The sequence below is a fragment of the Agromyces tropicus genome (genome assembly GCF_039531345.1).
Lineage (GTDB): Bacteria > Actinomycetota > Actinomycetes > Actinomycetales > Microbacteriaceae > Agromyces > Agromyces tropicus.
Genome location: NZ_BAAAPW010000001.1, coordinates 989836 through 1003607, shown reverse-complemented (window position 1 = coordinate 1003607; position 13772 = coordinate 989836). Strand labels below are relative to the sequence as shown.

At 72.2% G+C, this 13772-nt stretch carries 9 protein-coding genes; 3 read left to right on the top strand and 6 right to left on the bottom strand.

Annotated elements, in window-relative coordinates; genetic code table 11:
• Window positions 1-45: 45 nt before the first annotated feature.
• Window positions 46-3102, bottom strand: coding sequence for a hypothetical protein (locus ABD230_RS04580; RefSeq protein WP_344369780.1), 3057 nt, complete (start codon window positions 3100-3102; stop codon window positions 46-48).
• A gap of 137 nt (window positions 3103-3239) precedes the next feature.
• A complete protein-coding gene (locus ABD230_RS04575) occupies window positions 3240-4052 on the bottom strand; it encodes a DedA family protein (protein WP_344370116.1) in 813 nt (270 codons plus the stop codon).
• A 224-nt stretch (window positions 4053-4276) separates the two neighbouring features.
• On the opposite strand from ABD230_RS04575, the gene ABD230_RS04570 reads away from it, so the two are divergent.
• From ABD230_RS04570 to ABD230_RS04560, 3 genes are all read left to right on the top strand, one after another.
• Window positions 4277-4642 (top strand): PadR family transcriptional regulator, encoded by a 366-nt coding sequence (locus ABD230_RS04570; RefSeq protein WP_344369779.1) that lies wholly within the window; start codon window positions 4277-4279, stop codon window positions 4640-4642.
• Window positions 4642-5541 carry a hypothetical protein gene (locus ABD230_RS04565; RefSeq protein WP_344369777.1) on the top strand — a complete coding sequence of 300 codons (900 nt, stop codon included), beginning with the start codon at window positions 4642-4644 and terminating at the stop codon, window positions 5539-5541. The genes ABD230_RS04570 and ABD230_RS04565 overlap by 1 nt, the downstream gene beginning before the upstream one ends.
• Window positions 5542-5606: 65 nt before the next feature.
• Window positions 5607-7319 carry an alpha-amylase family glycosyl hydrolase gene (locus ABD230_RS04560; RefSeq protein WP_344369775.1) on the top strand — a complete coding sequence of 571 codons (1713 nt, stop codon included), beginning with the start codon at window positions 5607-5609 and terminating at the stop codon, window positions 7317-7319.
• A gap of 30 nt (window positions 7320-7349) precedes the next feature.
• Here ABD230_RS04560 and ABD230_RS04555 read toward each other — a convergent pair whose 3' ends face one another.
• The 4 genes from ABD230_RS04555 to ABD230_RS04540 form a co-directional block, all read right to left on the bottom strand.
• A complete protein-coding gene (locus tag ABD230_RS04555; protein WP_344369773.1) occupies window positions 7350-9398 on the bottom strand; it encodes a DNA/RNA non-specific endonuclease in 2049 nt (682 codons plus the stop codon).
• Window positions 9399-9627: 229 nt separating this feature from the next.
• Window positions 9628-11034 (bottom strand): MFS transporter, encoded by a 1407-nt coding sequence (locus ABD230_RS04550; RefSeq protein ID WP_344369772.1) that lies wholly within the window; start codon window positions 11032-11034, stop codon window positions 9628-9630.
• 83 nt (window positions 11035-11117) lie between these two features.
• On the bottom strand, window positions 11118-12929 hold the full coding sequence (locus tag ABD230_RS04545) for a sulfatase (protein WP_344369771.1): 1812 nt from the start codon (window positions 12927-12929) through the stop codon (window positions 11118-11120).
• Complete coding sequence (locus ABD230_RS04540; protein WP_344369770.1) at window positions 12926-13558, bottom strand: PadR family transcriptional regulator; 633 nt, start codon at window positions 13556-13558, stop codon at window positions 12926-12928. The genes ABD230_RS04545 and ABD230_RS04540 overlap by 4 nt, the downstream gene beginning before the upstream one ends.
• Window positions 13559-13772 lie beyond the last annotated feature (214 nt).

The following is a 13772-nucleotide window of genomic DNA, read 5'->3' as shown; positions in this document are numbered from 1 at the left end:
CTGTCCGGGCGGCGACGCGGCCGATGCCGGTCGACGTCGGGCGGGTCAGGCGTCACCCGGCGGGTGCTGCGCGAGCATCCCGACGAGTTCGCTCCTCGCCGCCCGGTACTCGGTCGTGGAGAGGTAGTCGTTGTGGCGGGCGACCGCCCACAGGTACGAGCGCGGCGACCGCTCGGTCGCGCCGCGGTCGATGGGATTCCCGACGGCGCCCTCCGTGCGGCTCCAGTACGAGAACGCCGGGAAGCCGAGGTAGTCGGTGCGCCGCCACAGGCTCCGCCACCGCGGCGGCACGTACGCGGCCGGATCCCGGAGGTCTCCGCCGAGCAGCGAGACGACGGTCGGCGGGCCGTCGTCGGCACTCCGGAAGGGCGCGGAATCCTCCGCGATCACCTGGGGCGACCAGGGGTCGGAGCGGAAGAGGCTCGGTCCGCGCGTTCCGCGGATGCCGAGCACCCGCCACCCGAACACCTCGGGGAAGAACCGGCTGAAGTAGGCGCGCAACTGGATGCCGTGCGTGAGCAGTGCGAGCCGTTCGGTGCGTGCGCTCGAACCCGGCCGGCGCACGCCGTGCGCGTCCTCCTCGGCCAGCGCGAAGATGGCGGCGACCGCGATGGTCGCGCCCATCGAATGCGCCGAGATCACGACCCCCGGCGTCCCGCCGTCCGTTCCGGCGCGGTCGAGGTGGCGCATGATCCGCTTCTTGACCTCCGGGACGGCGCGCTCGGCGTAGCACGGCGGCGCGAACGGATGACCGGCTCGCGGGAAGAAGCAGACGATGTCCCAGATGATGCCGAGCGGGCGCTCGGACGAGGTCAGCGCATTGGTGACGACCCATGCGGCCGAGCCGAGCGCGACCAGCCCGACCGCCCAGCCCGAGAGCGCGGACAGCCCGGCCCAGGCGTCGCGGACCGCCTCCCAGAGCGGCTTCATGGGGTCGGTATCGGGGACGGCGTCCGCGTGCGTGCCGTCCAGCAGGCCTCCGAGGAAGGGGATCCCGAGGAACACGAGCGACGCGGCGGTGAGCATCGCGAGCAGTGTGAGCACCGGTTCGCCGCGGTGGGCGAGCGCGGCGACCCGCCGCGCATCGGCCACGGCGCGGAGCCGACCGGCCGCCTTCTGCTCCCGACGCGGGTAGTCGCGCCGCGGCACCACCCGGGGGTCGAAGGGGACCCGTTCCCCCCACCAGTCCCTCGGCTCCGGCCCGAGCGTCCGCCTGGCGGCGTCGGCGGCGTCCGCGGTCCGGTCGTCGAGCAGCATCCGCGCGCCGCCGAGGCCCGCCTCGCGGGCGCGCTGGGTGGCCGTCACGTCGGACGGGAAGCGGAGCTCGGGCAGGCTGAAGGCCGCGAGCCGACGCTGGCTCGTCGCGAGCGCGATGCCGATCACGATCACGAGGATCACGAGGATCACCACGAGCATGCCCGCGAAGCGGTCGTAGAACGCAGGCCGTGCGATCTCGTCGGCGTACTCGGCATTCCCTTCGACGCGCCACATGCCGGCGACCTTCGATGCGCCGGTGTCGGCCGTGAGCCATGCGTGCACGCCGAGCACCAGCAGGCTCGTCAGCACGAGCGACGAGAACCACGCCGTGAGGAGCATGACCGCGGCCGCGTTGCCGTGCCAGCCGAGCTCCCGGCTCCGCTCGCGTTCCTCGCGGTCGAACAGCAGCGGGCTGTACGAGACGGCCACGGCGAGCGCGACCCCCACGAGCGCGATGAAGGAGAGGTCCATGCGCAGCTCGTCGCCCTCGTCGGACCGCAGCTCCGCGGCGACGACGGAGGTGAGGGCTCCGATGATGAGGATGCCGGAGATGATCCGGTACCGGCGACGGAACCCCCAGCTGAGGCTCGCGAGCGCGATGAGGGCGCCGATCGCGGCGAGCGCCGTCGGAACGACGAGCATGCCCGCGAGCACCTCGTCGCCGCTGCGTCGCGCGTCCCCGCGGTGGACGAGGATGGCCCAGAGCGTCCAGGCCGCGTAGGCGGAGGCGCTGACGATCAGCAGGGCCGTCGCGAAGGCGCGCTTGACCCGGTTCCCGACGTACCGGCCGCTGAGCCCGCCCAGCGCGGCCAGCACGAAGGCCGCGAGGAGCAGGACGCCGCCCCCGATCGTGGCGACGAGCGGCACCGCGTCGTCGAGCGTCGCGGGGGTGGGGCCGAAGAGCCGTTCGAGGGGCGGGCTCCCGGGCGGCGAGCTGCCCGCGGTCGTCTCCATGCGGGCGTCGGCGGCCAGGATCACGAGGACGAACGCCAGCACCGCGGCGAGGTGGGTGCGCTCGGAGAGCTGCGCGGACCGGGTGCGCTGCCAGAACGCCGACGTGGCGAGCAGTGGCGGTCGCGGGGGACCGATGCGGTCGTCCTCGCCGGAGCGTTCGCGCGACGTGAGCGGCTCGTCGTCGAACGAGCGGTCCGGGTTGAAGCTGCCGCGTGCACGCGAGCCCACCACGTAGATGAGCAGCACGACCGCGACGGGCGCGAGTCCGAGCAGTGCGGACCGGGCGATCGGGCTCCATTCGCCGAGGCCGGCCATCCAGGCCGGGAGGACGGCGCACGTCCGGTCCGGTGCGGGGAAGCACTGCAGCGCGACGAGGTTCACCGACACCGCCAGCATCCCGGCGGCGTAGAAGAGCGTCTGCAGCACGCCGAAGACCCGGATCATGAGCGCACCGGCGCCGCCGTCCCAGATCTTCTCGTGCTCCTCGGCGCCCTTGATGTCGCGGCGCCCCCAGTACGCGAGGTTGCACAGGCCGAAGGGCAGCACCAGCAGCCACGCGACGTGGACGAACGCGCGGCCGATGAGCACGAGGGCCGAGCCCCCCGACCGGGCCTGGTTGCCCCACGAGTACGCCTCGGTCTCCAGCACCGGCTCGGGCGGTCCGCCGGTGCGACCGGTCGCGGCCGTCTGCGGACCGGTCGGGTCGCCCGGCTCGCCCGGGTCGCCCGGGTCGTCACCCGCGGCGGACGTGCTCCTGATCCGCCAGAACGACCCCTGGTCGTCGCCGTCCTCGCGGACGACCCGCTCGGTCGTGGTGCACAGCGTCTCCGCGGGCGGCGCGTTCGCCACACCGTGGATGCGCAGTTCGAGGATGTGCGCCGGCTCCATCATCGCGTCCCCCCAGACCTGATGACGGTGCCGAGTGTAGGGCCGGAGCGCCATCGGCGGCGTGCCCCGTTCGAGGGTGGATCCGCATCCGAGCCGGGCGCGGCCGAGCGCGGGCGAGGCGGAGGGTCAGGACCTGCGGGTCAGGGCTCGTCGCGCGGAGGGTGCTCGTCGTGCCCGTCGCGGCGGTGACCGTGGTCGCCGTCGAGGTGCGGCGGGCGGTCGAACACGTCGGGGTCGAGCACGAGTTCCTCGGCCTCGGCGTGGTCGGTGATGACGTCTTCGCCCGCGGCCGCGGCCTTCTTCGCCCTCGAGCGCTCGCGCAGGTAGTGCCAGATCGTGACGAGCGCGGTCCCGCCGACGGCGGCGAGCAGGATGAGGTCGATGTAGGACTTCACGAAGTCGGCGATCGGCGGGATGAACCCGATGAGATAGCCGAACATGGTGAGGCCGAAGCCCCAGAGCACGGCGCCGGCGAGGTTGTAGAGCGTGTACTTGCCCTTGTGCATGTGGCCCACGCCGGCTGCGACCGGGGTGAACGTCCGCACGATGGGCACGAAGCGGGCGAGGATGACCGCGAGTGCGCCGAACCGCTCGAAGAACGCGTTCGTGCGCTCGACGTTCTTGACGCTGAAGAGACCCGATTCCTTGCGTTCGAAGATGGCGGGGCCGGCCTTGTGGCCGATGTAGTAGCCGACCTCGCCGCCGACGAACGCCGCGAGTCCGATGAGGAGGGACACCCACCACACCGAGATGCCGAACACGCCGTCGGGCGAGCCGGGCAACGGGTGCGAGAGCAGGCCGGAGATGACGAGCAGCGTGTCGCCCGGCAGGAGGAACCCGACGAGCAGTCCGGTCTCCGCGAAGACGATGAAGCAGACGACGAGGAGCGCCCACGGACCGGCGCCCTGGATGATCGTCTCGGGATCGAGCCAGGGGATGAGCGCGGTGTGGATCACGGCGTGGGGCTCCTGTCGTCGGACGCGGCGACGGCACGTCCCGGTCGGCTGGGGTGTCCGTGAAGTCTATCGAGCGGATGCCTCGCGGCGATCGGGGCAGCCCCCGAATCCGCCGTGAGATCGGCGGGCCGATCGGGGGCGGAGTCGGGACCCTTGACGTCGCTCGTGAGCGGATGTATCGTGACGCGATATAGACCACCGAACGACCGGATCGAGGGACGATGCACGCCGAACGCCAGCCGAAGGACCTCCTCCCGCTCAGCGAGCCGGTGTTCCACATCCTGCTCTCGCTCGCCGACGAGGAGCGCCACGGCTACGGCATCATGCGCGAGGTGCGCACCCGCACCGGCGACGCCATCGTGCTGGCGCCGGGCACGCTCTACGGCGCGATCAAGCGCCTGCGCGGTCTCGGCCTCATCGAGGAGACGGCGACGCGCGTCGACCCCGAGCTCGACGACGAGCGCCGCCGCTACTACCGCCTCACGGGCCTCGGCGAGCGCGTCGCCGCCGCGGAGGCGTCGCGCGTCGCCGCGCTCGCCGAGCAGGCCGCCGCCAAGCGGCTGCTCCCCGGATGGAGCGCCGTCTGATGTCCGCGCCGATGCTCGAGGGTCGTGCGGTCGACGTCGCGCTGCGCGCGTTCCCGGCGGCGTTCCGCGACCAGTACGGCCACGAGATGCGCGTGCTCGCCCGCGACACCGTCCGCGACGCCCAGGCCGACGGCACGCGTGCCGTGCGCGCCGCCCGTGCCCGCATCGTCTTCGACCTGCTCCTGGCGGCGGCCATGGAGCACACCCGGAAGGAGTCCGCCATGCACGTCAACGGTCCCGGAGTCGGCTACGGCATCGCCGCAGCCATCGGCCTGCCCCTCATCATCGCCAGCTACAGCAGCGCCGGGTTCTGGAGCTTCCTGTCGTCGACCGGCGTCGCGATGGGCGTCGAGTCGAGTTCGTACCTGGTCCACCCGTCGATCGTGCTCATCGGCGGCATCCTGATGACGGTCGGCCTCATCGGCCTGGTCGGACGGCTGTCGCTCGGCGACGGTCCGCTCCGCTGGCTGCGGGCGGCCGCCATCGTCGGCGGGGTGCTGGTCACCCTCGGCGGCGCGTCGATGTACGCCTACGGGCTGCCGTCGACCTCGCCGTGGCGAGGCGCACTGGATACCGCGGGCGTGATCCTCCTCGGGCCCGGCCTGCTCCTCGTGCTCGGCCTGCTCGTCGCGGCCGGCGTCATCGCCCTCCGGACCCGGTCGCTCGGTGCGCTCAGCTTCGCCCCCATGGCCGTCGCGGCCTGCCTCGTGCTCGTGTTCGCCGTCATGATCACCGTCATGGCGATCGGCGTGCCGATCGAGGTCGGGTTCCGGCAGCCCGCCATGGTCATCGCCGACTGGCTGCTCTTCGGCAGCTCGATCGTGCTCGGCGTCGCGCTCGCGCTCGCACCCCAGCCGGCCACGCACCGGCCTCGTCGCCCCGCTGCCGCCACCGCCTGACGCGCCCGCGAGGGCGGGGCGCCCGCGAGGGCGGGCCCGGACCCGGCCGTGCCCGCCCTCGGACCTTGCGCACCCGAACCGCCTGCGGCAACGTCGTCCGGGAGGGGGCGATCGGCATGGCGGATGCGGGGGAGTCGGGGCCGAGCGACGGCGTCGACTCGATCGAGGGAGCGCGCGACCGCGACGCCTCCTGGCTGGCCGACGCGGTCGTGTACGAGATCTACCCGCAGTCGTTCGCCGACGCGGACGGCGACGGCGTCGGCGACCTCCGCGGGGTGATCGACCACCTCGACCACCTCGAGTGGCTCGGCGTGGACGCGATCTGGCTCAACCCGTGCTTCGCATCCCCGTTCCGCGACGCCGGGTACGACGTCAGCGACCACCTCCGCATCGCGCCCCGCTACGGCACGAACGACGACATGGTCGAGCTCATCCGCGAGGCGCGCCGCCGAGGCATCCGTGTCCTGCTCGACCTCGTGGCCGGTCACACCTCGATCGACCACCCCTGGTTCGTCGCATCGGCGGACGACCCCGAGGACGTCCGCTACATCTGGTCCGATCGTCCCGGCGAGGGCTTCGTCCCGTCGCCGGGGGACCGGCCCGGCTACTACCTCAAGAACTTCTTCCCCGAGCAGCCGGCGCTGAACTTCGGGTACGCGCGGCAGCACCCGGACGAGCCGTGGCGGCAGCCGCCGAACGCGCCCGGCCCACTCGCGAACCGGCGCGCCCTCCGCGAGATCATCGGCTTCTGGCTCGATCGGGGCGCCGCGGGGTTCCGGGTCGACATGGCCTTCTCGCTCGTCAAGGACGACGGGGATCTCGCCGAGACGACCGCGCTCTGGCGCGAGATCGCGCGCTGGATGCATGCCGAGTACCCGGGAGCCGTGCTGCTCCCCGAGAGCGACGAGGGCCGCACCGCCGACGCCGGGCTGCGGGGCGGGTTCGACGCGGACTTCGCGCTCGTCATCCACCCCGAGCACAGCGCGCTGTTCAACGACGGGACCACCGGCGTCCTGCCGTGGCAGGCGCATCCGGAGCCGTGCTACTTCAGCGCCGACGTCGACGTCGACGCCGATGACGCCGCCGCCGCGCTCGAGCGGTTCCTCGGCCTCTGGCGGCACCGGGCGGAACTCGTCGGCGAGCATCGGCCGCTCGTGCTCCCGAGCGCCGACCACGACTTCACGCGGCTGGCCACCGGTCCGCGCACCGGACGGCAGCTCGCCGTCGCGTTCACCTTCCTCATGACCTGGGGCACCATCCCGTCGATCTACTACGGCGACGAGATCGGCATGCGGAACCTCGGCGACGCGCCCACGACCGAGGGAAGCCGGTGGAACCCCGGCTACGACCGGGCCGGATGCCGCACCCCGATGCAGTGGGACGACGCCCTGCCGAACGCGGGATTCTCGGAGGCCGATGCCGACCGGCTCTACCTGCCGCAGGACCCCGACCCCGACCGGCCCACCGTGGCCGGCCAGCGCGACGACCCGGGATCCCTCCTCCACCACGTGCGCGAGCTGATCCGGCTCCGGCGCGCGGTCCCGGCCCTCGGCACCGCCGCGTCGCGCACGGTCGTGGCCTCCGGCCACCCGTTCGCGTACCTCCGAGGCCGCGATCACCTCGTGGTGCTGAATCCCCGGCGGGAGCCGGCGCGGGTGCGGCTCGACGCGTTCGAGCCGGGATCGGGTCGGGTGCTCATCGGCGAGGGCGTGCGGCTCGACGGGTCGGAGGTCGTCGTCGAGGGCCTCGGCCACGCGGTCATCGCGCTGGACGCCTGACACGCCGGGGGTGCGGGCGGCCGTGCCGGGTCAGCGGCTCCGGACGAATCGGATCTGGCGTACGTCGGTGAGCAGCGGCGCGATCGCCCCCTCCGGCTCCTCGAACGGATCGAGCGCCGCCAGTGGACCGAACGACAGGCCGGCCCGGGACTCGATCGCGGCGATCGAGCCCTGCGCAGTCTCGTGCGCCCCGAACACGAACTCCTCCTCGCTGAGGAAGGCGCGCTGCGACATCGTGTACCCGGTCGCGCACAGCTCGCCCGTCTCGTCGTGGACGAAGGCGATGACCTTCCAGAACTCGACCGGCACCCGGACGCCGAACCGCACCGGGTCGTCGTCCTCGAGGAACGGCCCCGTGAACACCGTGATGCGCATGTCGTCGCGGCGCGCGTTCTGCAGGGCGTAGTCCTCGAGGTCGAGCCAGACCCCGGCGTTGAACGGCTGCATCTGCGGCACGGCGTTGGTCACGTGCATCGAGTCCGAGTTGCCGCGTGCGGCGTCGTCGTCCGAGCCCCACACCGGGTCCTCGCGGCGGGTCATGTGCCCGCGTGAGAACTTCGGCGCGTTCCCGTAGCACTCCTTCGAGATCTGGGCGTCGCGCGGAATCCGCGGGTCGATGCGCCAGCCGACGCGGGCGAACCGCTTCTCGTGCAGTCCGTCGACGTTCACGGCGCTGAAGCGGCACATGCGTCGCGCGGCGCTCATGACGACCGAGAAGTGCTCGTAGTCGAGCACGTGCCGCTCGGTGCCGTCGAACTCGAACGACACGACGTCGTCGGCGTGGTCGGTCAGCTCGGGCAGCGGCACGGCGAGGCCTTCGCCGAGGAACGACGGGTCGTATCCCGCCCGGTCGGCGTAGTCCTCGGGGACCGCCTCCGCGAGGACGTCGACGTCGTCCTCACCCGCCCCGATCGCGCCGGTGCCGACCGGGAGCCCGCCGCTGCGGGCCGGGTGCGGATCGCCGATCCGCACGGTCACCGACACGGGCACCTCGAACGTCACCTCGGCGGACGTCGCGCCGGCGGCCGCGGCCGGCAGGCTCGCCGTCAGCGTGTGCTCCCGCGGTTCGGCGGGGCGATGCGGTGCCGTCACGCCCCGCTGCACCTCGTCGAGCCGTCGCGCGACCGCGGCGCTCGGCACGGCGTAGTTGGACTCGAGGAAGCGGCCGGCGAAGTGCAGGCCCACCGCCGCGCCGGTGTCGAGCGAGAGCACGACGGATCCCGAATTGCCGCCGAGCGTCGAGCAGTCGTGCTGCACCGAGCTGCCCGCCGACGGGCGGATCATGCCCGGCGCCAACCGCTTCCGGTCGTAGACGTCGCCGAAGATCCGGTCCATCAGGTCGGCGTCGGGGATCCGGCTGTCGCGGGCCGGGTACCCGATCACGGCGACGAACTCGTCGTCGTGCGCGGCGTCGGCGAGGACGACCGGCTCGGCGGCCTCGTCGCCGTCGACCTGCTCGACGCGCAGGAATGCGACGTCGGGGCCGCCGTCGTCCTCGATGTGGAGGATCTCGCGGAGCACGAAGCTGCGGCTCTCCGTGCGGTCGAGTTCCTCGAGGAAGTCGATCGACGCCTGCATCGGGCGACCGTCGAGACCCTGTCGGAAGCGGAACCGCGCCCCGGTCCTGCGCCCGAACTCGCCGGCGACGTGGCGGTTGGTGACGACGATCTCGGGCGCGACGAGCCATCCGGTCCCGAGCCACGCGAGCTGGTGGCCCTCGACCTCGATCCGCCCGACGGCCTTCGCGGCGTGGACCAGGTGCGGCCGCGCCGCGACCAGACGCGACCGCCACACCTCGCTGTCGGCGTCGGCGAAGGTCAGGTCCGCCTCGTCGTGCCGGATCGCGAGCACCGGGCGGCCCGTGCGCATGACGATCGTCTCGACCTGGAAGTCGTCGGGCGGCGGTTCGGGCGCCCGCGGCGCACGGGCGGCCGCTTCGCGGCCCGCGGGCGGCGCTTCGGGCAGCTCCGGATGCAGCTCCGCCCGATCGGCCGCGATGCGCGCGAGTTCCTCGTCGAGCGTGCCGTCGCCCCGGCGGATCGCGGCGTTGGTCGCGCGGAGTCGTGTCAACCTGTCCATGAGCCCGTCACCCCTGCTCGGCTCGCTCGGCGGGAGCCACACGGCCGATGGCGGGCGGGCGCGGCATCCCCTCGACCTCCGTCTACTCCTCATCGGCGGAGGCGAGAAGTCGTCATTTCTGCGGACCGGCGTCGATCGGGCTCGCCGCGACCGGGCTCGCCGCATGCGCACGGGGGCGGATGCCACGGCCCTCGGCACGCGGCATCCGCCCCCGTCGCATCGGCCGGGGTCAGGCCGACTCGGCGGCCTCCTTCGCGAGGATGTGCTCGCGGCGGCGGTCGAGTTCCGCCTCGAGCGCGCGCCGGTCACGCCGGTACGGGCGGTAGAGGAACGACAGGAACAGGCCGTTCGCCGTCATGACGACCACGACGAGCCAGAACATCACGGCCTGCATGCCGATCGCGTCGGCCAGGAAGCCGGCCGCGAGCGTGTAGATCGCGAACGCCACCGACTCGATGACCGAGACGAAGATCGCGAACGCGGCGCCGCGGAGTTCGGGCGGCACGACCGCCATGACGAGCGGGCGGTTCACGCCGGGGTTCAGGCCCATCGTCAGCCCGACGAGGCCGAAGAGCACCAGGAACGGCACGATGCCGCCGTACGCGACCTGGGTCCCGAAGAACGCGACGATCGCGAACAGGAACTGCGCCGCCTGCAGCAGCCCGACCCGGCCGAAGTTCGGGCTGAGGCGGTTCAGCACGTCGGCGACGTAGCCGCCGATGATCGTGCCCACGAGGTACCCGATGCCGAACGGCGCCATGACGGTCGCAGCGACCGCGGTGTCGAAGCCGTAGACCTGCACGAGCATCACCACGCCGAACGCGGCGAGCAGCAGGTGGCTCGACAGGAGCCGGCTGCCCAGGAGGATCAGGTAGCTGGGGATCCTCAGCAGCGACCGGACCTTCGCCCAGGTGATCTTCGATTCGGCGTCGCGCTCGGCCTGCGTGAAGCCGCGCAGCTGCGCCTCGCCGTTGCCCGTGCCGGGGTCCTTGAAGAACAGCACGATCAGCAGGCCGAACACGACGTTGATCGCGCCGAAGACGAAGAAGCCGTAGCGCCATCCGTCCTCGACGTTCGCGAGCTGGCCGATGAGCGGTGCCAGGACCGCCGAGCCGGCGGCGACGCCGCCGTAGAGCCAGCCGACGACGCGGCCGCGCTTGCGGTCTTCGAACGAGTCGCCGATGACCTCGGGCACGATCGCGTGCGCCGCGGCAGGACCGGCCGCCATGAGTGCGTAGAGCACGAGCAGCTGCGCGAAGTCCTGCGCGAACCCGGCGGCGATGCCCCACAGGCCCCAGAAGCCTGTCGCGATGGCGAGGATCCACTTCCGCGAGAACCGGCGGGCGAGGTACACCCACAGCGGCCCGGCCACCGCGCCGACGATGCGGCCGACGGCGGCGAGGATGCCGAGGGCGCTCGTCGCGAGGCCGAGCGCGGCCTGGATGACGGGGAAGAGCGTCGTCGAGATGCTCCCCTCGCCGCCGTCGACGAGCATCGAGCCGCCGAGCACCACGAGGTTCGTCTTGCGTCGCCGCGGCGCGGACGCCGGCGGTTCCGCGGCCGACATCGGACCGTTGTCCGGGCCGGATGCCGGATCGGCGAGCGCGCTGGGCGCGGTGCGGACGTCACTGGACATGGATCACTCCTTTGTGAGGGTACTGCGGTGGGGGTCGGGCTCGGTCGTCGAGCGGAGGTGGTGGAGCGGAGGTGGTGGAGCGGTCAGGCGGGGTCGAGGGCGACGGATGCCGCGGCATCCGCCTCGGTCAACTCCTCGGCGAGGGCGGCGAGCAGGGGTCGCGGCAGGAGGCCGACCATCATGGCGGCGACCTGCAGCAGGGTGAGGCCTCCGGCGATCGCGGCGACCGGACCGCCCGCGAGCATGGGCGCGTGGCGGGCGAGCACGGCCTTCGTCGCGTCATCCGCCAGCAGTTCGCCGAGCGGGCGATCGAGGGCGGCGCCCGCGTCGCCGAAGTCGGCCGCCGAGGCCGCCGGGAGCAGCGAGAGCTGGAGCATCGGCCACTGCGCGGCGACCAGCAGGTGCTCGTCGCCGAGCGCGCCCGTCTGCGGCAGGCCGAGGCGCACGAACTGCTCGGCGGGCGCGTCGGAGGCGACGAGCAGGTCGCGGAGCGCGGTCGCGAGCTCGAGCTCGAGGGCGTCGTCGCGGAGCGGGTGCAGCTGCTCGGGATCGGCGGCGAGGTCGAAGATCTGCGTGCCGAAGGCGTACGGCGAGACGAACGCCTGCGCCGGCGTCTTCAGCACCTTCAGGCCCTTGGTGAACCCGAATCCGTCGACGAGCTCGGCGCGGGCGAGCTCGCCGGCGTGGAAGAACCCGTTCATGTGGGTGGGCATGAGCGTGTGCTCGTGCAACGGCTGGTTCGCGGGCGTCGCGGAGGCGCGCAGGTAGACGTGGCGGCCGTCGGTCACGCACGCGTGCCCGCCGAAGACGCCGAACAGGCCGTACTCGCGGATCGGCTGGTCGGACGCGACGACGGGGGCGAGTGAGGCGCCCTGCATGTCGTCGGTCGGCGCGACGCCGAAGAGGTCGAGCAGCGTCGGCCCGACGTCGATCGTCTGCACGAGCGAGCCGCGACGCTCGCCGGCGACGCCCGAGCGCGGGTCCCACACGAAGAGCGGGTTGTGGATCGTCTCGTCGTACCAGGGCTGCACGTTCTTGCCCCACCAGCCGTGCTCGCCGAGCATGAAGCCGTGGTCGGTGTTGACGATGAGCATCGTGTCGTCCCACATGTCGTGCTCGTCCATCACGTCGAGCACCCGGCCGAGCGACCGGTCGCACATGGTCAGGAGGGCGGCGTACTCGGCCCTCGCGTGCTCGACGGCCTCGGGGACCTCGGTGACCTTGGCGTAGTCCGGCCAGTCGAAATGCGGTCCGTCGTAGCCCGTGTCGTAGTGGCGCTTGTGGTCGGCGTAGCTGAAGAACGGCTCGTGCGGGTCGAAGGTCTCGATCTGGACGAACCAGCCGTCCTCCGCGGCGTTCGTCTGCAGGAACTCGATGCCGGCGTCGAACGTGCGCGTCTGCGGGTGGTCCTTCTCCTCCTGCAGGTGGCCGCGGTTGACCCAGTCCTGGCGCCAGAGCTTCGCCTTCAGTTCCTTGGACATGCCGAGGGACTCGGGGATCTCGGGGTCGGCGACCTGGCCCTTCCACGGGTCGCCCTCCTGCCCGCGGAAGAACTCGTACGTCGAGTAGCGGGAATGGTAGGTGGCGCCGCCGTCCTCCCAGTAGTGCTGGTGGTCGGTGGCGAGATGGGTGTGGATGCCGGCTGCCGTGAGCATCGCGGGCACCGAGTCGTCGAACGGCTCGAGCGGCCCCCACGACCGGTGCAGGAAGTTGTAGCGGGCGGTGTGCAGTTCGCGACGGGCGGGCATGCACGGCATCGACCCGCCGTAGCAGTGGTCGAACGTGACGCTGCGGGCCGCGAGGCGCTCGAAGTTCGGCGCGTGCACCCAGTCGCTGCCGTACGGCGGCAGCATCCGCCGGTTCAGGCTGTCGAACATGACCATGATCGCCCTCATGCGCCGGCCTCCTCGGCCTGACGAGCGGTGACGGATGCCTCGGACCCGTCGCCGTCGGCGTCGGCGTCGGCGAGCTCCGCCACGAGCGCCGCGCGCATCTCGACGAGCCAGTCCATCCAGCGATCGACGGCCTCCTTGCCGAACTCGTGCATGGCGAGCCCGATGCGCTCGGCACGGCCGAGGTCGACCTCCGCGATCGGGTCGGGGTCGGACATGGTGAGGGACCGGGTGCGGCTGCGGAGCACCTGGGCGCGCCGGTACTCGAGTTCGGTGTCGATGACGACGATCGCCGCCGCGGGGTCGAGCTGCGCGGTGAAGATGAACCGGGCGTTGAAGTCGGCGTCCTGGAACCGGCTCGTCGGCTGGTACGGCGAGTGCACCCACTCGAGCAGGGCGTCGCGGCCGATCTCGGTGATCCGGTAGACCTTGGCGTCCGGCCGGCCTTCGCGGGCGTCGACGTGGAACTCGACGAGGCCGTTGGTGACCATGCGGCCGAGCTCGCGGTAGATCTGGCTGTGATGGGTGTTCGACCGCAGGAACTGGCCCTCGGTATCGAGCCACTTCATCAGCTCGTAGCCGTGCAGCGGCTTCATGGCCAGCAGCCCCAGCAGGACGTTCTCGAACTTCATCATTGCTCCCTATGTGCATCGTCACACATGTAACTAGTGTTATATCCGGGAGTGAAAACCGTGTCAAGGTCGGATTTGAATTGCCGCATGCGGGGCGCCTCGGTCGAGCGGTGGAAACCGGGGACCCGCGGCGACGCGCGCCCGCTACGCTGCCAGTGGTCCGGTGCTGCCGAGGCCCATGGTGCTGCCAGAGGCGGTGGTGACCACGTCGACC